This is a genomic window from Formosa sp. A9 (assembly GCF_051200825.1).
GTDB lineage: Bacteria > Bacteroidota > Bacteroidia > Flavobacteriales > Flavobacteriaceae > Formosa.
In genome coordinates, this window is the sequence record NZ_CP195158.1 from 695,065 (window position 1) to 716,167 (window position 21,103).

General features: G+C 35.3%; 16 protein-coding genes. 4 read left to right on the forward strand and 12 right to left on the reverse strand.

Annotated elements, in window-relative coordinates:
- Positions 1-2: 2 nt before the first annotated feature.
- On the reverse strand, positions 3-1,097 hold the full coding sequence (locus ACR9EA_RS02940) for a Nif3-like dinuclear metal center hexameric protein (RefSeq protein ID WP_435137289.1): 1,095 nt from the start codon (positions 1,095-1,097) through the stop codon (positions 3-5).
- Between the two features lie 52 nt (positions 1,098-1,149).
- Here ACR9EA_RS02940 and lpxK point away from each other — a divergent pair, with 52 nt between their 5' ends.
- On the forward strand, positions 1,150-2,157 hold the full coding sequence (gene lpxK / locus ACR9EA_RS02945) for a tetraacyldisaccharide 4'-kinase (RefSeq protein ID WP_435137292.1): 1,008 nt from the start codon (positions 1,150-1,152) through the stop codon (positions 2,155-2,157).
- Here lpxK and ACR9EA_RS02950 read toward each other — a convergent pair.
- The 11 genes from ACR9EA_RS02950 to ACR9EA_RS03000 form a co-directional block, all read right to left on the reverse strand.
- The gene (locus ACR9EA_RS02950) at positions 2,154-4,376 is read right to left on the reverse strand and encodes an ATP-binding protein (RefSeq protein WP_435137295.1); all 2,223 of its coding nucleotides are present in this window, start codon (positions 4,374-4,376) and stop codon (positions 2,154-2,156) included. The genes lpxK and ACR9EA_RS02950 overlap by 4 nt on opposite strands.
- A gap of 51 nt (positions 4,377-4,427) precedes the next feature.
- The gene (gene gap / locus ACR9EA_RS02955; protein ID WP_435137298.1) at positions 4,428-5,426 is read right to left on the reverse strand and encodes a type I glyceraldehyde-3-phosphate dehydrogenase; all 999 of its coding nucleotides are present in this window, start codon (positions 5,424-5,426) and stop codon (positions 4,428-4,430) included.
- Position 5,427: 1 nt separating this feature from the next.
- A complete protein-coding gene (lipA, locus tag ACR9EA_RS02960) occupies positions 5,428-6,306 on the reverse strand; it encodes a lipoyl synthase (protein ID WP_435137301.1) in 879 nt (292 codons plus the stop codon).
- Positions 6,307-6,358: 52 nt separating this feature from the next.
- Entirely contained in the window at positions 6,359-7,576 is a 1,218-nt protein-coding gene (locus tag ACR9EA_RS02965) for an Nramp family divalent metal transporter (RefSeq protein WP_435137304.1), read from the reverse strand.
- A complete protein-coding gene (locus tag ACR9EA_RS02970; RefSeq protein WP_435137306.1) occupies positions 7,569-8,117 on the reverse strand; it encodes an RNA polymerase sigma factor in 549 nt (182 codons plus the stop codon). Before ACR9EA_RS02970 ends, ACR9EA_RS02965 begins: the two co-directional genes overlap by 8 nt.
- Positions 8,108-9,220: a glycosyltransferase gene (locus ACR9EA_RS02975; protein WP_435137309.1), complete on the reverse strand. Its 1,113-nt coding sequence runs from the start codon at positions 9,218-9,220 to the stop codon at positions 8,108-8,110. The genes ACR9EA_RS02970 and ACR9EA_RS02975 overlap by 10 nt, the downstream gene beginning before the upstream one ends.
- A gap of 8 nt (positions 9,221-9,228) precedes the next feature.
- Positions 9,229-9,432: a membrane or secreted protein gene (locus tag ACR9EA_RS02980; protein WP_435137312.1), complete on the reverse strand. Its 204-nt coding sequence runs from the start codon at positions 9,430-9,432 to the stop codon at positions 9,229-9,231.
- A 126-nt stretch (positions 9,433-9,558) separates the two neighbouring features.
- Complete coding sequence (locus ACR9EA_RS02985; protein ID WP_435137315.1) at positions 9,559-10,806, reverse strand: ATP-binding cassette domain-containing protein; 1,248 nt, start codon at positions 10,804-10,806, stop codon at positions 9,559-9,561.
- A 48-nt stretch (positions 10,807-10,854) separates the two neighbouring features.
- Positions 10,855-11,400 carry a pyridoxamine 5'-phosphate oxidase family protein gene (locus tag ACR9EA_RS02990; protein WP_435137318.1) on the reverse strand — a complete coding sequence of 182 codons (546 nt, stop codon included), beginning with the start codon at positions 11,398-11,400 and terminating at the stop codon, positions 10,855-10,857.
- Between the two features lie 124 nt (positions 11,401-11,524).
- Positions 11,525-12,211 carry an aquaporin Z gene (aqpZ, locus tag ACR9EA_RS02995; protein ID WP_435137321.1) on the reverse strand — a complete coding sequence of 229 codons (687 nt, stop codon included), beginning with the start codon at positions 12,209-12,211 and terminating at the stop codon, positions 11,525-11,527.
- Positions 12,212-12,335: 124 nt separating this feature from the next.
- The gene (locus ACR9EA_RS03000; RefSeq protein ID WP_435137324.1) at positions 12,336-12,872 is read right to left on the reverse strand and encodes a lipocalin family protein; all 537 of its coding nucleotides are present in this window, start codon (positions 12,870-12,872) and stop codon (positions 12,336-12,338) included.
- 282 nt (positions 12,873-13,154) lie between these two features.
- On the opposite strand from ACR9EA_RS03000, the gene ACR9EA_RS03005 reads away from it, so the two are divergent.
- The 3 genes from ACR9EA_RS03005 to ACR9EA_RS03015 all read left to right on the forward strand — a co-directional run bounded on the left by ACR9EA_RS03005 (position 13,155) and on the right by ACR9EA_RS03015 (position 21,094).
- Positions 13,155-14,807: a sodium/sugar symporter gene (locus ACR9EA_RS03005; protein ID WP_435137327.1), complete on the forward strand. Its 1,653-nt coding sequence runs from the start codon at positions 13,155-13,157 to the stop codon at positions 14,805-14,807.
- Positions 14,808-14,941: 134 nt separating this feature from the next.
- The gene (locus ACR9EA_RS03010) at positions 14,942-17,749 is read left to right on the forward strand and encodes a triple tyrosine motif-containing protein (RefSeq protein WP_435137329.1); all 2,808 of its coding nucleotides are present in this window, start codon (positions 14,942-14,944) and stop codon (positions 17,747-17,749) included.
- 279 nt (positions 17,750-18,028) lie between these two features.
- Positions 18,029-21,094 carry a SusC/RagA family TonB-linked outer membrane protein gene (locus ACR9EA_RS03015; protein WP_435137332.1) on the forward strand — a complete coding sequence of 1,022 codons (3,066 nt, stop codon included), beginning with the start codon at positions 18,029-18,031 and terminating at the stop codon, positions 21,092-21,094.
- Positions 21,095-21,103: the final 9 nt, after the last annotated feature.

The window sequence follows — 21,103 nt, forward strand, 5'->3', positions numbered from 1 at the left end:
CTTTAAAAATACTTAACGGGGTTTGTATCGGTCTTTGATAAAACGATTGCAAAATTAGTAATTTTTTTTGTAAGATGTGCTACTAAACCGTTTTTTGTAAACTGTTCACTTTCAAAATGTCCGATATCTGCTAAAATTATTTGGTTTTCGGCGCTAAAAAAGTCGTGATATTTTAAATCGGCCGTTATAAACGCATCAGCGCCAGCTTGTTTGGCGTTGTTTATAGCGAAGCTTCCAGAGCCTCCCAAAACGGCAATCTTTTTAATGGGTTTGCCTAAAAATGCACTGTGCCGAATGCAAGCCGTATTCATTTTTTCTTTTAAATATTGAAGAAATTCGGTTTCGGGCATGGGGGCTTCCAATTCACCTACCATACCAATGCCGATATGCTGATTGTGGTTTTCTAGGGTAACAATTTCGTAAGCGACTTCTTCGTAAGAATGCGTGGTAAATAAAGCTTTTAATATTTTAGATTGCAAATGCTTAGCGAAAGTGACTGTAATTTTGGTCTCGGCTTCGTAATGCGTTTCTCCTTTATTGCCTTTTGTAGGATTGGAAGTGCTGTTTCCGTTAAACGTACCTGTGCCATCGACATTAAAACTGCAATGCGAATAGTTGCCTATTTGCCCAGCACCTGCTTTAAATAATGCTGTCCTTAGTGTATCAGCTTCGGCTTGTGGCGCATAAGTCGTTAGTTTTTTTATGGTGTTGGATTGCGGAATTAAAATGCTTTTATTCTTTAGTTGTAACTGGTTGCATATAATATCATTTACGCCTTCAATGTGGTTGTCTAAAGCGGTGTGTATGGCATAAATAGCAATGTTGTGCTTTATGGCTTTTAAAACGACACGCTCTACATATGTTTTTCCAGTGATTTTTTTTAAACCTTTAAAAACTATGGGGTGGAAACTAACAATAAGATTACAATGGTTTTCAATAGCTTCGTCTACAACAGATTCTAAAGTGTCTAAAGTTACTAAAACGCCTGTAAGGTTTTGTTTGGCATCGCCAACAAGAAGCCCTACATTATCGAAATCTTCGGCGTAATTTAAAGGTGCAAAATCTTCAAGATGATTTATAACGTCTTGAATAATCATAATATTTAGGTATTAGGTTTAAAACAAAGATAAAATATTTACTTTCGTTCTTATGAAATTATTGCGTTACATATTTTTTCCGATTGTGCCAATTTACTATGCTATAACGTGGTTGCGAAATAAAGGCTTCGATTTGGGTGTATTATCATCGAAATCGTATAATTTCCCTGTGATTTGTGTGGGGAATTTGAGTGTTGGCGGAACAGGAAAAACACCAATGATAGAGTATTTAATTCGGTTATTAAAACACGATTATAAAGTTGCAACTTTAAGTCGTGGCTATAAGCGTAAAAGTGATGGTTTTCAGTTAGGGAATGCCCAGGCTAATGCCGATGTTTTAGGAGATGAACCCTTTCAGTTTTACTCGAAATTTAAAGATGATATTACGGTTGCTGTTGATGCCAATAGGCAAGAGGGTATTGCTAAGCTTTGTGAATTAAATCCGCAACCCGAGGTAATTCTTTTAGATGATGCCTATCAGCACAGAAAAGTACAGGCCGGATTTAATATTTTGCTTACAACGTATTCCGATTTATATCCTAACGATTTTATGCTACCAACGGGAAATTTAAGAGAACCTAAATCTGGCGCAAACAGAGCGCAACTTATAGTGGTTACCAAATGCCCTGAGGGTATTAGCGAAAGTGAAAAACTACACATTGTTAATGCTATAAACCCTAAACTACATCAGCAGGTATTTTTTAGTTGGGTTAGTTATGCAAAACAGGTTGTTTCTAAACAAAATACATTGCTTTTGGAGCAATTGCCTGAGTTTACCTTAATTACTGGGATTGCAAACCCTAAACCGCTGTTTCAGTTTTTAATTGAAAAGGATTTACGGTTTAAGCATCTCAATTTTAAAGATCATCATCACTTTACATCTGAAGAATTGCAACAGTTTGAGAGCTTGGATTTAATTGTAACCACCGAAAAAGATTATATGCGTTTAATGCAATATCCGCAATTAGCATCTAAATTGTATTATTTAAGTATCGAGGCTGTTATAGATCGTTCTTCTGTGTTTAATGCTGCTGTACAAAATTTTGTAGCACAGTATTAAGAAGTTGTTTTATTGCTCATAACAGCTTTAAACAGTTTCTTTTCGAAATCTTCTTGCTTGAATGGTTTTGAGATAATATCGTCGAATCCAGCTTCTTCAAATTCTTGCATTTTATCTTCTATAGTTACCGCAGTTAAGGCAAATATATTAAGCTCTCTGTCGAAGGTTCTAATAATTTTAGTAGCCTCAATTCCGCTAATTCCAGGCATGTGTATATCCATTAAAACCACATCGTAATTATTGTTTTTAACCATGTCTACAGCTTCCTCTCCGTTATCTACAATGTCGCAGTTAAGCTTCATTTTGGCTAGGATTTTTTTGGTAATCATTTGGTTGATTTTGTTGTCTTCAACTACCAAAATTTTAATATTGCTAAGTTCTATTTCGTTTACATTTTTAAAGTAGTTAGGTTTAACATCTTCTACTACTTTAGTGGTATGTATTAATGGAATTTCAAAATAGAAGGTGGTGCCTTTATTTAATTCGCTTTTCAAGTAAATTTTACCGCCTAAAATATCGATTAATCCTTTAACAATAGACAGCCCTAAGCCTGTACCACCATATTTTCTATTTATTTGAATAGATCCCTGAGAGAAACTCTCAAACATATGTTGTTGTTTTTCTTTGGTTATACCTATGCCATTATCTTCTATTTCAAACCGTACATTAAACACGTCATTTTTGTCTGAAATTTTAGAAACACGAATCCAAATATCTCCATCCTTAGTGAATTTGATGGAGTTCCCAATTAGGTTTATCAGGATTTGGGAGATTTTAAGCTGATCGCCATTATAGTTTAGTGGCAGATCGGTGTCGTATTCAAAATGAAGTTTTGTGTTGTTGTCTTCAGCTGAATTGTTTAGTGCGGCAATAACATTAGAGATTTTCTTTTTTAAATCGAAAACTTCTAATTCTACACCTACTTTATTGGCTTCAATTTTATTAATCTGAAGAATGTCGTTTATAAAAGTAAGTAGATATTCACCAGAAAACTTTAGAGATTTTAAATGCTGAATTTGGTCAGGTTTTGGGTTTTCGTCCAACAACATATTGGTTAAACCTGTTACAGCGTATAGCGGTGTTCTTAACTCGTGTGTTACGGTAGATAGGAAATTAGCTTTGGTTTTAGATGCTAATTCGGCTTTTTCTTTTGCTAAAATTAATTCGCCATTTTTTTTGTGTAACATGTTATTGGTTTTTAACCTAATGTTATTGTTTTTGTATAACGATAGCGTTAATAGCGATAAAATGGTAATTAGGGCGATACTTAAAATGGTCGCTAATTTATTTAAACTTTTATCTACTTTAAGTTTCTCTAAATCGGCTTCTTTTTCTTTCTGAAATTCGGTTTGGTTGTCTATTAAAAATTGGGCGCGTTTTTCTGGCGATAAATTTTTTCGTTTGATAGCCAATAACGAGTCCGATAATTTAATGTGATTACGAAGGTATTGAGCCGATAATTTGTAGTTTTCTATTTTTTCGTAGAGATTACTTAGTATCAAGTAGGCTTCACTTAAAATATCGGTGTAATTGTTTTTTTCGGCAATTAATAACCCTTGGTTACCTAGTTTTAAGGCGGTTTCGTTGTCTTCTAAATGCGAATACACGTTGGCTTGATAAATTAACGCGCTACTACGGATTTTTTTTAATTCGTAGCGGTGTGCCAAAGCAAGCGATTTTTCTATGCGTTCGCGGGCTTTACGGTATTGTTTGGTTGCTAAATAGGTTTTGCCTTCGTTTAGAAGTACTTCTGCTGTAAATTCGTTTAAATCTTCTTGTTCAAATAGGGTTAAAGATGAGCGATAATACACCAAAGCTTGCTCGTAGTCTTGCATGCTGTAATATACATTACCTAAAGTTTTATAGGTTTCTGCAATATTAATATTGTCTTTAGCAAAACGCTGTACCTCTATGGCCTTGGTAAGCGTTTTTATCGCCTCTTCGGGTTCTTCAATAATATATTCTAGTTTTCCAATCTTAGAATATATAAGCCCAATACTTTTTTTGTTATCTACCTTTTCTGCTAAACGTAAAGCACTTTCTAACTTTTTTTTAGCGGGATAATAATTGTTGTTGTCCAGATCGTATTGTGCTTGGGTAATACGATAATCTATAGTATTTTGTATGGTTTCTGGGTCGTTGCTTAATGTGTTCTGGGCTTGAACACAAATAGTTATAAGCATAACGATACCAAATATGTAATTCTTGATACTAGGCATGTTGATTTGGTTGACTTACGCCTGTAAATATAACTTTTTACTCGATAAAAGTTATATTTTTTCCGATAATTTACATATTAAATCAATTATTCTAGATGAATAACCAGTTTCATTATCGTACCACCCAATAATTTTTACCATATTACCAATAACCGATGTCATTTGCGAATCAAAAATACACGAGTGCGAATTACCAACAATATCTATTGAAACAATGGGATCTTCGGTATATTCCAAAATACCTTTAAGTCGGGTTGATGCTGCAGTTTTAAAAGCTTCATTAACGGTGTCTATAGAGACTTCTTTTTTAACGTTAAAAGTAATGTCTGTTAACGAGCCATTAGGTACAGGAACGCGAATACCACATCCACCAATAGCATGCGATAATTTCGGGAAAATTTTAGTAAGCGCTTTGGCTGCTCCCGTAGTTGTAGGTACAATAGATTGCCCTGCGGCGCGCGCGCGCCTTAAGTCAGGATGCGGCTGATCGTGTAAACTTTGGTCTGTTGTATACGAATGAATGGTGGTAATGTAAGCTTGATCTATGCCAAATTCCCTGTTTATAATGTCTACCATAGGTGCGGCATTATTTGTGGTACAGGATGCATTGGATATGATGGTTTCCTCACCATCTATAAGGTAATCGTTAACACCCAAAACGATGGTTTTGATAATGTCGTCTGATGGTGGTACGCTTAAAATAACACGTTTAGCACCGTTGTTTATATGGTGTTGAAGTTGTTCGGTAGATTTAAATTTACCGGTAGACTCAATCACAAAATCAACATTATAAGGATGCCAATTGCAATCCTTTGGGTGATTATGGCTTAATAAAGGAACGGTCGTGTGGTTTACAATAATACCAGATGTCGTATGCGAAACCGTATCTTGTAATACCCCGTGAATACTATCGTATTTCAGTAAATGACTTAATGTTTTGGCATCTGCCAAATCGTTTATGGCAACAACATTAATATTGGGGTGGTGCTGTAGTAATCTAAAGACACGTCTGCCTATGCGGCCAAACCCATTAATGGCAACATTAATCATGTTAATTAATGTGTTTTTGGGCTTTGTAAGACGATCGTACTAGAGCACTACTTTCTACATGTCTAAACCCTAAGTCTAAGCCTATTTTTTCGTATTCCTGAAATTGATCTGGCGTAATAAATTGTTTAACCGGTAAATGTTTTTTACTAGGTTGTAAATATTGGCCAATAGTAACCACATCTACGTCGTTAGCTCTTAAATCATGAAGTGTTTCTATAACCTCTTCGCGTGTTTCACCTAATCCGAGCATAATACCAGATTTGGTGCGACGTTGTCCCTGAGATTTTAAGTACTTTAAAACAGCCATGCTACGGTCGTATTTAGCTTGTATACGAACTTCGCGTGTTAATCGGCGCACGGTTTCAATGTTGTGCGATACGACTTCTGGTGCGACTTCAATAATACGATCTAAATGATGCTCTATACCTTGGAAATCTGGAATTAAAGTTTCCAATGTAGTCTCGGGATTCATGCGTCTAACGGCCTTTACGGTTTCGGCCCACATAATGCTTCCCATATCTTTTAAATCATCTCGGTCTACACTAGTTAAAACAGCATGTTTAATTTTCATGATTTTAATTGAACGTGCTACTTTTTCGGGTTCGTCCCAATCTACAGTTTCAGGTCTTCCAGTTTTTACACCGCAAAATCCGCAGGAACGTGTACAAATGTTTCCTAGAATCATAAACGTTGCAGTGCCTTCTCCCCAGCATTCTCCCATATTCGGGCAACTTCCAGAGGTGCAAATGGTGTTTAAACTGTACTTGTCTACAAGACCTCTAAGCTCTGTGTATTTTTTTCCAGTAGGCAGTTTTACACGTAGCCATTTGGGTTTAGGTTGGCGTTCTGGTAATATATTGGAAACTGTATCTGTATTCATGAATTTACATTTTTCAGTCTACAAAGATACGAAGTATAAAATTAAAACAATACTAAAGCACGCTAAGATACCAGATGCTAAAACCTATTAAAAACAGAATGCCTAACCAGCTTAAAACATGTAGTGGTTTAGATGGTCTCCAGCCTTTAGGTGTGTGCTTACTAGAGATTAAAACGTAATTTGAAATGGCATAGAAAGGTGCTGTTAAAAACGAAAGTATAGTAGCTGTTTTAATGAGTAAACCCATTTCTGAAGCTAAAAAGAAAAAAATAATTACGGTCCCAAGTGCTAAAATAAACATCCAAATCAGGTAGCCGTGTTTGTGGGATTTACCGAACAATAATTTAGCGCTTTCTGCCATAGATCTTGGCGAGGCATCTAAGGTGGTAAGTGTTGTGCTAAACATGGTGGTTAATGCAGCCAACCCTATAAGGACGAACGCCCACTGCCCTAAATGTGTGGTGTACATGGTTATGAGTTGATTAGCAAAGACACTCGCCGAATCGCTAAAACTTTCGCCAGTGTTAAACATTACAAAATACCCTAAAAACATAAATCCCAAACCTAGAAATATAGTGGTGAAAAAACCAATGTTAAAATCGAAAAGCGCCGACTTAGGTGTTAACTTGGTTTTGGATTTTGCTTTCTCGATGGTCCATAGCGAATGCCAGATGGATATGTCTAAAGGCGCGGGCATCCAGCCCATAAATGCAATTAAAAAGGCAATTTGTGTTGTGGTTTCTGGCACTAATTGTTGCCAATTTAACTGGTAGGTTTCCGTTTTGGGGTATGCCATCACAACGGCAATTACGGTGCTTATGCTTAACGTTATAATAATAAGTTTCATTAATTGGTCTAGCACTTTGTATTTGCCAATAATCAGTATTAAAAAACAGACGCATAAAATAATAACGGTCCAATATTGTAAAGGAAGAAAATCTTTAAAAAGTGCCGAAGCAATGCCGGCCGTTACTATAGTTACGGCTGTTTGTATGGTAAACATTGTGGCTAAAGTGATTGTAAAATATACGGCAAGCACTCCTTTTCCTAGTTTTTTATAGCCTTCTAAAAGACTTTCGCCTGTTGCTGCTGCGTAACGCGGGCCAAATTGAAAAAACGGATATTTAAAAATGTGAACACAAACTAAGGCCCAAATTAAGCCTAAACCAAAATCGGCGCCAGCTCTGGTAGATTGTACTAAATGCGAAACGCCTATTGCGGCTCCAGCAAATAATAAACCAGGGCCAAGCTTTTTAATTCCATTATTCATTTTGAATGATGGCCGATAGTAATTTTTTGGCTCGTAATAGTTTCACCTTAACGTTGTTTATGGGTTCTTTAAGTTCTTCCGAAATTTCTTTATACGATAATTCTTGAAAGTAGCGCAAATTAATGACTTCTTGGTAATGGGGCTTAAGTTTTTTAATGTCCCGAAGTAATTTGGCTAAGTTTTGATCGGTTATGATTTTATCTTCGGGAGATGGCGATTCGTCTAAAATCTGATTAATCGTATCGCTATCATCGCTAAGAATGCGTTGCGAGAATGCTGTTTTTTCTTTCCGAAGTAAGTCGATGTGTAGATTTTTAGAAATCGTAATTAGCCATGTTTTAAATACATAATCGCTATTGTATGTGTGTATTTTATCGAAGGCTTTCGAAAAGGTTTGTATCGTAACGTCTTCGGCATCATTTTCGTTGCCAATACGTTTTAGTTGAAAACCGTACACGTCTTCCCAGTAGGTATCTAACAAAAAATTAAACGCTTTTTGGTCGTTTTTTTTTGCTTTGTCAATGGCTTCTTCTATTTCCAAGAATCGGGTTTTGAAATTGAATTAGATATAAATATAGTTAATTGAAACGCAATTAAAAAGAGTTCTAATAAAGGAATGAAGTAAATAATGTCGGTTTCGTTTAATTTTTTAGAGGTCTTGCCTAAAACGATCCACTGACAAATTATTCGTAATAGTACCAAAGTGGTTACAAATAGCCATTGGTGTAAGAAGATGAGAAGCGGAATTATAAAAATCCAAAATGCCAATTGCGAGGCGTAAAATAAACCCAACATAAATTTATGGCTAGATTTGTAATGCGATGCTGTTGTAACATGTCTGCGCTTTTGTTTTAGCCATGCTCCATAAGTTGTTTTTGGAACAGATGTTGTAAAACTTTCTGGCGAAAAGCAAATGGCCGTGTTTTTAGAAGTAGCCATTTGGTTTACAAACAAATCGTCGTCTCCAGAACGTACATTCATGTGACTTATATAGCCATTGCCTTCAAAAAATAAAGGTTTAGTGTACGCTAAATTCCTGCCAACACCCATGTAAGGAAGGCCTAATTTGGCGTATGAAAAATATTGCGCAGCTGTAAGCACGGTTTCGAACCGGATAAGTTTGTTTAAAAACGAGTTCTTTATTTTTGTGTAGGCACCATACCCCAAAACAATTTGCGAATCGTTACTGAAATGTGAGGTCATTTCTGAAAGCCAGTTGTTAGATACAGGTTCGCAATCGGCATCTGTAAATAGTAAATGGCTGTATTTTGATGCTTTAATACCTAAGGTTAGGGCATATTTTTTGTTGGCCCAAAAAGCTTCGGTGTTTTTTACGTTTACAACTTTAATGTTGGCATGCTGTTCTGCAAAAGCTTCAATAACTTCCAATGTGTTATCGTGCGATGCATCGTTAATAAGTACAACTTCGAAAGTTGGGTAGTTTTGATTTAATATTGAAGGTAAAAAGTTATTTAGGTTTTCGGCTTCATTTTTGGCGCAAACAATTACCGACACGGGTATGTTGTTCGTTTCTTTTTTCTGCGGATGTAGAAAAGCAAAAACTCTAAGAATTCCTAAATAATAAAATAACTGAATAAAGACAATTGCTACAAAACTGTAGAAAATAATGTCGAGTGCAATCATGAAAGGGCTTAAGAGTGTTGAGGTTCGCTACAATCTTTATATTGGTCTGGTGTTTTGCCGCAAAAACCACAAGCTTCGCCACTTTGGTTTAACATAGGGTTCTGGCTCGCACATGTGCCTGCAAACTTGCCGTCTTTTTTTGCCCAAATTTTAATAGCAATGCCTGCAATACCTAATCCTAATAAAACTAAAGTGATAAGTAATAATTTCATGTCTGTAATTTTTATGAAAATAAACAATAAAATACCGTTAAGAATGGTGTTTTTATTGTGCTACAAAGGTACGCATTTTTTAACATAACACCGAAAAAATAAAATGAGATTTATGCTTTCTAAACGTTAAGATTTTAACACATTTCCTAACGAGCCGTGTTCCGTTTTCTTTAATACATAGGTGTGCGACGGTGCTAGTTCGGGCTCCTGCCGGTGCGAAACATAAAGTATTGCAGTATTGGTGTTTTGGGCAATTTGGTTAACAAGACTAATAAAAACCGAAGCGCCATAATCGTCTAGTCCTACAGTGGGTTCATCTAAAATAAGTAATGGCGGATGCTTAATCATGGCTCTGCAGATTAAAATTAAGCGTTTTTGAGTTTCGGTAAGATAATAATAATTAGTGTCTTTTAGATCTGCTAAATCAATAAGTTGCAACCACTGTTTCGCTAAATCGATTTCTAAATCGCTAGGGACTTTATACAGGCCAATACTGTCTTTTAAGCCAGAAATTACCATGTTAATTGCAGAGTGATGACCATTAAAAAGATCCATCATGCTGGGGGTGAAATATCCGATGTGTTGTTTGATGTCCCAAACCGTTTCTCCCGAGCCTCTTTTTTTGCCAAAAATGTACAGGTTCTGGCCATAACCTTTTGGGTTGTCTCCAATCATCATGGTTACTAAGGTCGATTTTCCAGAGCCGTTTTCGCCGTTTAGTTCCCAAAATTCACCACGATTAATATCCCAGTTAATATCCTTTAAAATAGTTTGTCCACTATACATTACTGTAACGTTTTTAAAACGTATTAAAGGCGATTGTATTGTTTTTTGTGGTTTTATTGGTTCAGGAATGTCTGATGCTGTTAGCGAAATGACATTGCGATTTAGTTTGCGATTTAAATATTCTGAAATCGATGTTGTTTGTAACGTCTTGTCGAATTCTAAAACACAGGTTGTAAACGGTAAAATATCGTCTTGGCGATTGAATATTTGAATAATATTGATGCTTTTAGATAAAGTTATTAGTTGTTGTTTTAACTGCGAAACGCTTTCACGATCTAAGGCATCAAACGGATTTTCTAATACTAAAAAATCAGGGTTGCTTTTTAAAATATGATTTAGCAAAGCTTTTTTACGTTCTCCACTAGACAAGCTAAGAAGGTGACGATGTGTAGCTGAAGTTAACGTAAAATCGTCGTGAAGCAACTCTTCTTTAATAAAATCATCTAAGGTTTTATTAGAAAAATAGGCACCTTTTTTATTTTGAACCACCTTGTTAAGAACTGGGTTTTCTGTGGTAGGACGTTTTAAAAAAGGTTCGATATTGCTATAAGCCGAACTGTGTATGGCAAAATGTTTGGGAGAATTCATAGGGGATGCAAATTAAAGTATGATTTAAATGAAGCCAATAAACGGTGGTTATTCTATGTTGATTTTGGTCTCAAAACCATCAATGCTTTCCGAATTTTTATCTAACCAATATTGTGCTATACCCTCTGGGCCTTTTTGCTCAGCCCAATCGTCTAGCATGCTGCGCTCGGAATTGTAGTCCATAAATGGTACGCCAAAACCGCAAGAGGTTTGTACCAAGTCTACTTTCATTTCTATAATTTGTCTGGCACCAACAGGCTTAGGGAAATGCGATATGTATGTATTGAATTCGGCATCTCTCGGGTGAAAAATTTCGGCATGGCCATATAATCTTAAAATAAGTGGTTTGCCTTCAAAAGCGCAGAACATAATCGTCATTCGGTTGTTTCGTAATAAATGAGCTGCTGTTTCGTTGCCGCTTCCGGTTAAATTCAACCAAATAATTTTATTTTCATTAATGACTCTAAAACTATCCATGCCCTTTGGCGATACATTTATTCGGCCTTGTTCTGCAGCGGTACCCACAAAAAAGATATGCTGTTCATTTATAAAATTAACGATATGCGGAGCGATATGATCTGTTTTTTTACCCATGGCAACTGTTGTTTTAATGCGATCTTGTATATAAGGAGAAACGAGTTATAAAAATAAAAATCTACTTTTAGACTACAAAATGCAGTATAAAAGTAGATGATATATTATAAATTGAAAAGGAATATTATGTGGTTTCTGGCGAAAGGTATTTGTAAACCAAACCAGCAATTGCTGCACCTATAATAGGAGCTACCCAAAATAACCATAACTGACTTAACGCCCAGTCGCCAACAAATAGCGCCTGACTAGTACTACGTGCTGGGTTTACCGATGTATTGGTTACAGGTATACTGATTAAGTGAATTAGCGTTAGCCCTAAACCAATGGCTAAACCGCCAAACCCTTTTGGCGCTTTGGAATGTGTGGCTCCCAGAATAATAATTAAAAATGCAAACGTCATTACTACTTCGGTAATTAAAGCGGCAGTGAGGTTGTAACTATCTGGCGAGTGTTCGCCATAACCATTCGCGGCAAATCCGCCAAGCTCGAAACCTGCTTTTCCAGATGCAATGCCATATAAAATTGCAGCGCCTAAAATACCGCCAAGCACTTGTGCGACGATGTATGGAAGTAATTCTTTTTTGTCAAAGCGGCCACCAATGGCCAGACCAATGGATACGGCAGGGTTTAAATGGCATCCCGAAATGTGCCCGATGGCATAAGCCATTGTTAAAACTGTAAGTCCGAAGGCTAAAGATACGCCTACAAAACCAATTCCTAATTCTGGATAACCAGCGGCTAAAACTGCGCTTCCGCAACCGCCTAATACAAGCCACATGGTGCCTATAAATTCTGCTACTAATTTTTTCATATAAGTTGGGTTTATTAATTAATAGTAGTTGATGTAATTCTTGTAGTAAGACGACTATCAACTATCTGATGTTAAATATGCGAAAAAATTAGAAGTTTTAATAAAAAAAATGTGTAGCGTTTAGTTACGATTTATCATGCGCTACCCATATCAAGTCATCCGTATTATAGCCAATTGTTTTGGCTTTGGCTAAAAACTCTTGTTTTATAGATTCTGGTAGTGTTGGTTTCCTAGACAGAATCCATAAGTAGTCTAAGTTTCTGCCGGCAACTAATGCATAGTTATAGTCTTTGTCTAATGCAATAATATTATATCCAGAATAAAACGGCCCGAAAAAAGATACTTTCAGCATACCAATGGTATCGCTTTTAACAAATTTTGCCTTGCCTTGGGCTTCTTCCCATGCTTCCGTTTTATAATTATAGCCGCGGTTAACTACTTTTAATGTGTTATTCGAGTTTAAACTATATTGGGCAGTGGTATTGTTTAAATTTTCTTCGTATTTAAAATCTAAACGGGCGATTTCGTACCATTTGCCTAAATATTTTTTAGCATCGAAAGGGGAAACTGCTTCGGCATTTTCAGGAATGGAAGCGCACGACGTTAACATAAAAGAGATATAAAAGGCTAAGCCAATAGCTGTAAATGTTCTGATGTTCATAATTTGTATTTCATTTTAAATATGGTAATATTAGTTTATAAAAGCTTAAAAAAGGTTTTGTAAAGCATCTTTTATTGACTTAAATGCACACGCAGATAAACTTACGAAAACGATATCGTTTAAGATTTGGCTGTCAGTTAGATAGCCTTTTTTAAAATACAGACTTCTGTTATAGATGTTTTTAAGTGTTTTAGAAAGAAGTATTCTGATGGCCTGCGGTAAAACGTTATTAGATTTTCCTATATTTACCGCGACTCAATACAAACCAAACTAATTATTAATATGACAACTCAATTTGAATTCTTAGACTATTTTATTTTTGTTGCCTATGCCATTCTTATTTTAGGAGTAGGGCTGTGGATGTCCAGAGATAAAAAAGGTCACGAAAAGAGTGCCGAAGATTATTTTTTGGCAGGAAAATCTTTACCATGGTGGGCTATTGGTGCCTCGCTAATTGCAGCTAATATTTCTGCCGAGCAGTTTATTGGTATGTCAGGTTCTGGATTTGCTTCAGGATTGGCCATAGCTTCTTACGAGTGGATGGCGGCTTTAACCTTACTTATTGTGGGTAAATTTTTTCTACCCATTTTTATTGAAAAAGGATTGTATACCATTCCGGAATTTGTAGAAAAACGTTATTCTACAAATTTAAAAACCATATTGGCAGTATTCTGGATAGCATTGTATGTGTTTGTAAATTTAGCTTCTGTGCTGTATTTAGGTGCGTTAGCTTTAGAAACCATTATGGGTATTCCTATGATGTATGGTGTTATTGGATTAGCGCTTTTTGCAGCGGCTTACTCGTTATATGGAGGACTTTCTGCAGTGGCTTGGACAGATGTTATTCAAGTGGTGTTTTTAGTACTTGGAGGTCTAGCTACGACTTACTTAGCTTTAAATACGGTATCTGGAGGACAAGGTATGATTGAAGGTGTTAAAACAGTTTATGAAGCCGTACCAGAACGTTTTGCAATGATTTTAGACAAATCCAACCCTGAATATAAAAATTTACCGGGAATAGGAGTTTTAGTAGGTGGATTGTGGGTTGCCAATTTGTATTATTGGGGTTTCAATCAGTACATCATACAGCGTACATTAGCGGCTAAATCTTTAAAAGAAGCTCAGAAAGGTATTTTGTTAGCCGCTTTTTTAAAGTTGGTTATTCCTTTAATTGTTGTAATTCCTGGAATTGCGGCGTATGTAATGGTAAATAATCCAGAGATTTTAGCTAGTTTAGGAGAAGCTGGTTTAAAGAATCTACCATCTGTAGATCAAGCGGATAAAGCTTATCCGTGGTTGTTACAGTTCTTACCAACAGGATTAAAAGGTGTGGCTTTTGCTGCATTGGCAGCGGCCATTGTATCGTCTTTAGCCTCTATGCTAAATTCTACTTCAACCATTTTCACTATGGATATTTATAAGCAATACATTAATAAAAATGCCAGTGCGAAGCAAACGGTAAATATGGGTAGAATTTCTGCTGCGGTAGCTTTAATAATCGCTTGTATTATGGCGCCTTTGTTAGGTGGTATAGATCAGGCGTTTCAGTTTATACAAGAATATACAGGTATAGTAAGTCCTGGAATTTTAGCGGTTTTCTTATTAGGTTTGTTTTGGAAAAAAACAACCAACAAAGCTGCTATTGTTGGAGCTTTAGCTTCAATTCCAATCGCGATGTATTTTAAAGTAGCGCCTAAAGGCTGGTCTACAAGTCCTCTTTTTGTAGATGTACCATTTATGGATCAAATGGGATATACTTTAATTTTAACCATGATAGTTATTGCTGTAGTGAGTTTATGGCAACATAAAGGTGCAGATGACGAAAAAGGGATTCCGTTATCCAAATCGGTGTTTAAAACAGGGCCTGTATTTAATGTTGGCGCCTTTACCGTAATGATTATTTTGGTAGCGCTTTACAGTTTGTTCTGGAATTAAATAGATAATGATAAAACACACAAAAAAAGGAGGAAACAATGTTTTCTCCTTTTTTTGTGTCCAAAGGTTAAAGTCTACAGGTGTTTTAAAATATAATTTGTTAATTGCATTTATAACTAACTTAAAACTATAATTTGAAAGCTTTTATTTTCTGCTTTTTTGTCTGTTTCTTTTTGCTCATTTTTGAAGGGGTTGGGCAGGAATTACCTCCTATAAAAAATTTCTCTCCTCAAGAGTACGCAGCCGAAAATCAAAATTGGATGTTATGTCAGGCTAAAAATAAGTTTATTTATGCCGCCAATAACGCTGGTTTATTAGAGTTTAATGGCGAAAATTGGACGTTGTACGATTCGCCAAACCATTCAATAATCCGATCTGTAAACTGTATAAATAATAAAATTTATGTGGGCTTGTATATGGATTTTGGTTTTTACGAGGCAGACGAGCGTGGCATATTGCAGTACTCGTCTTTACAATCTAAATTGGGATTTAAACTTAAAGAAGATGAACAAATTTGGAATATTGTAGCGTACGAAGATTGGATTTTGTTTCAATCGTTTAATAGTATTTATTTTTATAATGTAAAGGATGAAAGCTTTAAATCCTTATCGTCTTCAAAAAACATAACAAAGCTTTTTAAGGTGTCTAATACCATATATTTTCATGTTGTTAATGAAGGTATTTACAGCTTGGAAAATGGTAAGAAGCGTTTGCTGGTTAAAGCCGAAGATTTTAAAAATGATTTGGTTATAAATATCTTTGAAAATCAGAATTCGTTGGTTTTTCTAACCAGAAATAATGGTTTTTTCGAAATTAATGATGCTGGTGCGAAGGCTTCAAAATTGGCCTCAGAAGTCTTGCAGGGGGTATCTATTTATAGTTCAGTACAATTACAGGACAGTACAATCTTATTAGGGACTATTGCATCGGGTTTAATACAAATAAGCCCTTATGGAGAAATTCTTTTAAACATCGATCAGGAAAAAGGCTTGCACAACAATACGGTTTTAACCATGCTAGAAGATAACGATAACAATGTATGGCTTGGTTTAGATAATGGTATTGATTGCGTTAACTTAAAGTCGCCAGTTACTATTTATTACGATGATAAAGGTGTTTTGGGAACTGTTTATGCGTCACAAATTTTTGAGAATAATTTATATTTAGGTACTAATCACGGTGTGTTTTATAAGCCACTTAATACCAATTCAGATTTTAAGTTTGTTGAAGGTACAGACGGGCAAGTATTGTGTTTGGAAGTTTTTAACGAAACGTTATTATGTGGGCATGATTTGGGGACTTTTGAAATTAAAAATGGTACTGCAAATAGAATTAGTGCTATTGGCGGAAGCTGGCAAATAAAACCTGTCCCGATTGAAAATAGCAAATTGTTAATTCAAGGTAATTATAATGGGTTGCATGTTTTGGAGTTTAACAACGGACATTGGAGCGTGCGTAATAAAATTGATGGTTTTGATATTTCTACACGTTTTTTCGAGTTTTCTGGGCCTAATACAGTGTGGGTAAATCATGAGTATAAAGGCGTCTATAAATTAGAAATAGATGAAACGTTTTACAAAGTAAACCATCTAGAAACAAGTAAGGTGCTGTCTCAGGCTAAAAGTTCAAGTTTAGCAAAATTTAGAAATCAGGTTTTATATGCTTCAAACAGCGGTATTTTTAAATACGATAGTCGTTTGGGTGATTTTAAGAAAGATTCGCTTTTATCGTCATTGTTCTTAAAGGACGATTATGTGTCAGGTAAATTAATTCCTGTAAAATCAGATAAACTTTGGTTTTTTACCAAGCATAACATCAATTATTTTTATCCTAATAGTATAGATAATCACTTAGAAATAAAAAGTATTGCAATACCAGTAGCATTGCGAAAAACAATGGTGAGTTACGAGAATGTTTTCCCTTTAAACAATGAGCACTATTTGTTGGGCACTACAAACGGGTATTTACGGTTAAATTTGTTAAAAGTAACAGAAGAGCATAACCGTGTTGCCATAAATGCGGTAGCATTGGGAGAAAAAAATAGTGCTTTAGAAGCTTTGCCTGTTTATCCTGAAGCTATCGAATCTTTTAATTATAAACAGAACAACTTAAAAATATCTTATAGTATTCCAGATTTTGATAAGTTTATGATGTCCAGATATCAATATCAACTTATTCCTGGTTATGAAGAATGGTCTGAGCTGTCAGATAAAAACACAGTGTTTTTTGAGAATTTACCGTATGGCGATTATACATTTAATGTCAGGGCTGTCGTGTCTAATACTTTAACAAACAATGCTAGTTATAGCTTTAAAATTAATAGGCCTTGGTACATTTCTAATTGGACGTTAGCGGTATATTTTGTTGGGTTTTTAACGATATTATATGTAATCGATTCGTATTCTAGAAAAAAATATAAAAAGCAAAAGGCCGATTTAATTAAGCGAAATGAAAAGAAACTGGAGCTTATTAATTTAGAAAACGAGCAAAAATTAATGGCTTTAAACAACAAACAATTAAGAAAGGATATAGAAAGTAAAAATAACGAATTGGCAATTGCTACTATGAGTCTTATTAAGAAAAATGAGCTATTGAGCAGTTTGAAAAAAGATTTGTTGGAAATAAATAAAGAAGCAGAGTTAAAACCTGTTATTAAAAATATCGATAAAAACATTAACAATACAAAAGATTGGGATTTCTTTCAAGAGGCATTTAATAATGCAGATAAAGACTTTTTGAAAAAGATACATAAACTACATCCTAAATTAACACCCAACGATTTAAAATTTTGTGCTTACTTACGTTTAAACTTAACATCAAAAGAAATAGCACCGTTGTTAAATATCTCTGTGCGAAGTGTTGAGATTAAACGATACCGTTTAAGAAAGAAAATGAATCTGCCGCACGAGAAAAGTCTTGTTGAGTATATTTTAGAGGTTTAAAAGACCTTTACAATATTACAAATCACTACAACATTACCTCAACATTAGGCGATTTACAACGTTATTGTGTAAAAATAACATTTATTTTTTTTAAAATTTTAGCATAGTATTTAAGTGGCTGTGTATGCTCCGTAAATATTAGTATCTATGCAATTTTAACCATTAAATATTCAATATTAACACCTGTATTTGTGTGTTTGTATGTTTTTTGTATAGGCTAGTTAGTTTTCTTTAACATATGTTAACATTAGATTTACAGAAACTAATTACATAAAACATATGAAATCAAAATTTTTATTACTCTTATTTTGTTGTGTTAGTTATTTTGTGAATGCACAAACCTTTCCTATTTCAGGAAGCATTCACGACGATAACAACATACCGTTACCAGGAGTTTCTATTTTAGTGAAGGGTTCAACTAATGGAACGACGACCGATTTTGATGGGAATTTCACAATCCCGAATATTGCTTCTGGCGATATTCTAATTATCTCTTATTTAGGGTTCGTAACCCAGGAGATTATTGTTTCGTCACCTAATCCTTTAAATGTACAGTTAGAGGCAGATTTGCAAGCGCTGGACGAAGTATTGGTTATTGGGTATGGTACTCAAAAAGTGAGCAAAATATCTGGTTCTGTTGCGGTAGTCAATGCAAAGAGCATTGAGACTTTACAGCCGGTTAGAGCAGAAGATGCTTTACAAGGGCAGGCAGCAGGTGTAAATGTTATCGCAAATGGCTCGCCAGGAACAAAGCCTACCGTATTAATTCGAGGCATTCCGTCGTATACAGGTACAGACCCTTTAGTGGTTATAGACGGTGTACAACAAACCTTAGACGATTTAAATGCACTTAACCCAGGCGATATTAAATCGATGAATGTATTAAAAGATGCTGCTTTGTCTGCAATTTATGGAGTTTCTGGTGGTAATGGAGTTATCCTTGTGCAGACAAAATCCGGAGGCAGAAATAATAAAACAGTGTTTAGTTTTGATGCGTCTACAGGTATACAAGAAGTTGCCAATACTATAGATGTTTTAAACGCAAGTGAGTATGTTAGTATTTTAAACGAAGCCAGTTCTAATGCAGGCGAAGGCTTAATTTTCGATGATATTTCAAGTTACGGCAGAGGTACCGATTGGCAAGATCAGGTTTTTGTTGAAGCACCAATTACTAATTTTAATTTAACAGCTTCAGGTGGTAGCGAAAATACATCTTATTTTATTTCTGCAGGACACTTAGCCCAAGAAGGTGTTGTTGGTGGCGAAGATAAATCGTACTTCGATAGAACGACGTTAACAGCTAATTTCAATACCAATTTAACAGACAAATTAGTGGCTATTATTAATACAAGTTACGCTAATATAAAAAGTAGTAGCTTGTCTGAAAATAATATAAACAGCGTATTATCTAATGCTATAAATTTCGATCCAACAGTGTCGCCCTACGATGCTAACGGAAATTTTGGAACAAGTACCAACATTACGCAAGAAATTAAAAACCCATTAGCGTTAATAGATAATTCATACAATAAAAATAATACCAATAAATTATATGGTAAGTTAGAATTGCAGTATGATGTTTTAGATAATTTTAAGATTACCTCGCGATTTGGATATAATTATGTAGACATTTATGGAAAGGATTTTACACCACTAGTATTTTATGGTGTAGGGCATAATAATACCACAGCTAACGAAGATTTATCTCCTATAGTAACAGTAAGTCCAGACGGAGAGGAAACAAGCACACATAACCGGGTATCGGAATCTCGAACCAATTATTTCCGTTTTAGTTACGAACTTTTTGGTAACTACGATTTTAAAATAGGTGAAGATCATAGTTTTGAAACCGTAGCTGGTTTAACAATTGCAAAAAACCAAGGCAGTAATGTTACAGCAAATGCACAAGATATTCCGTTTAATTCGTGGAATTATGCCGATGTTAGCGCAGCTACTGGAGATTTAGAATCGCAAACATCTGGCTCTTGGCAATATGTAAAGCGCAACGTGTCTTACTTTGGGAGAATGAATTACGACTTTAAAGAACGATATTTATTATCGGCGTCTGCTAGAGTAGATGGATCTACAAGTTTTGGTAAGAATAATAAATTTGGAGTCTTCTACGCGGGGTCTTTAGGTTGGGTAATTTCTAACGAAGCGTTTTGGAATTCAGAAACCATTAATTATTTAAAATTACGAAGTAGTTATGGTACAGTAGGTAACGATAATATAGACCCACAGTTTGCTACCATTTCTACATTTCCTAAATATACATTCGATGGAAATATAATTACAGGATCTACATTACAATCTATTCCAAACGACGATGTTACTTGGGAAACTCAAACGCAGTTTGATGCAGGTTTAGATGTGAAGTTTTTTGAAAGCAGGTTAAGCCTAACTGCCGAATACTGGCAAAAAACGGTAGACGATTTATTATTTAGTCCAACACTGTCTTTGTATTTAGGTACGCCAGACTATCCTGCTGCAAATATTGGAAAAACAAAATCCAGCGGATTTGATTTTTCGATAGGGTATAGTGATACATCAAGTGGCGGATTTAGATTTAGTACATCTGTAAACCTTACAACAGCAACAAACGAAGTTGAAGAAATTAACAACGGCGATAAATTTATTTGGGGGTCGGGTTACGGCATTCCGTATACTAATTTAACTCGTTTTGAAGAAGGCTATTCTCCAGGATACTTTTACGGTTATAAAACAGATGGTATTTTTCAAAACCAAGCAGAAATTGATGCACATGCGACACAAGATGGCGCTCAACCTGGAGACATTCGCTACCAAGATTTAAACAACGATGGGGTTATTAATGCCGATGATAGAGGTGAAATTGGCGACCCTTTTGCAGATTATAATATTGGATGGAATTTAGCTTTCGATTATAAAAACTTCGACTTTATGGTATTTACATATGCCTCTGTTGGTGGCGATATTTATAGAGCCTACGAACGCAACTCGAATTATACAAACCGCTTTGCATCTACTTTAGATAGATGGACAGGAGAAGGCACAAGTACAACAGAACCCAGAGTAACATTTGTAGATACCAACAACAATATTAGGCCATCAGACCGCTATGTAGAGGATGGTAGTTTTGTTCGTATTAAAAACATTCAGTTGGGGTATACACTACCAGACAGTTTTAACACTGCAACAGGTATGAGCCGCGTAAGAGTTTATGCGCAAGTTAAAAACGCATTAACCTTTACAGACTATTCTGGTTACGATCCAGAAATTTCTTCTGGGGTTTTAGATACTGGTGTAGATAGAGGTAATTATCCGCAACCAAGAACTTGGTTAATCGGGGTAAATGTTAAATTTTAAAAATTAAGA

Coding starts and splice junctions, on each gene's coding strand:
- ACR9EA_RS02940 (WP_435137289.1), bottom strand. CDS start 1,097: ATGATTATTCAAGACGTTATAAATCATCTTGAAGATTTTGCACCTTTA.
- lpxK (WP_435137292.1), top strand. CDS start 1,150: ATGAAATTATTGCGTTACATATTTTTTCCGATTGTGCCAATTTACTAT.
- ACR9EA_RS02950 (WP_435137295.1), bottom strand. CDS start 4,376: ATGCCTAGTATCAAGAATTACATATTTGGTATCGTTATGCTTATAACT.
- gap (WP_435137298.1), bottom strand. CDS start 5,426: ATGATTAATGTTGCCATTAATGGGTTTGGCCGCATAGGCAGACGTGTC.
- lipA (WP_435137301.1), bottom strand. CDS start 6,306: ATGAATACAGATACAGTTTCCAATATATTACCAGAACGCCAACCTAAA.
- ACR9EA_RS02965 (WP_435137304.1), bottom strand. CDS start 7,576: ATGAATAATGGAATTAAAAAGCTTGGCCCTGGTTTATTATTTGCTGGA.
- ACR9EA_RS02975 (WP_435137309.1), bottom strand. CDS start 9,220: ATGATTGCACTCGACATTATTTTCTACAGTTTTGTAGCAATTGTCTTT.
- ACR9EA_RS02980 (WP_435137312.1), bottom strand. CDS start 9,432: ATGAAATTATTACTTATCACTTTAGTTTTATTAGGATTAGGTATTGCA.
- ACR9EA_RS02985 (WP_435137315.1), bottom strand. CDS start 10,806: ATGAATTCTCCCAAACATTTTGCCATACACAGTTCGGCTTATAGCAAT.
- ACR9EA_RS02990 (WP_435137318.1), bottom strand. CDS start 11,400: ATGGGTAAAAAAACAGATCATATCGCTCCGCATATCGTTAATTTTATA.
- aqpZ (WP_435137321.1), bottom strand. CDS start 12,211: ATGAAAAAATTAGTAGCAGAATTTATAGGCACCATGTGGCTTGTATTA.
- ACR9EA_RS03000 (WP_435137324.1), bottom strand. CDS start 12,872: ATGAACATCAGAACATTTACAGCTATTGGCTTAGCCTTTTATATCTCT.
- ACR9EA_RS03005 (WP_435137327.1), top strand. CDS start 13,155: ATGACAACTCAATTTGAATTCTTAGACTATTTTATTTTTGTTGCCTAT.
- ACR9EA_RS03015 (WP_435137332.1), top strand. CDS start 18,029: ATGAAATCAAAATTTTTATTACTCTTATTTTGTTGTGTTAGTTATTTT.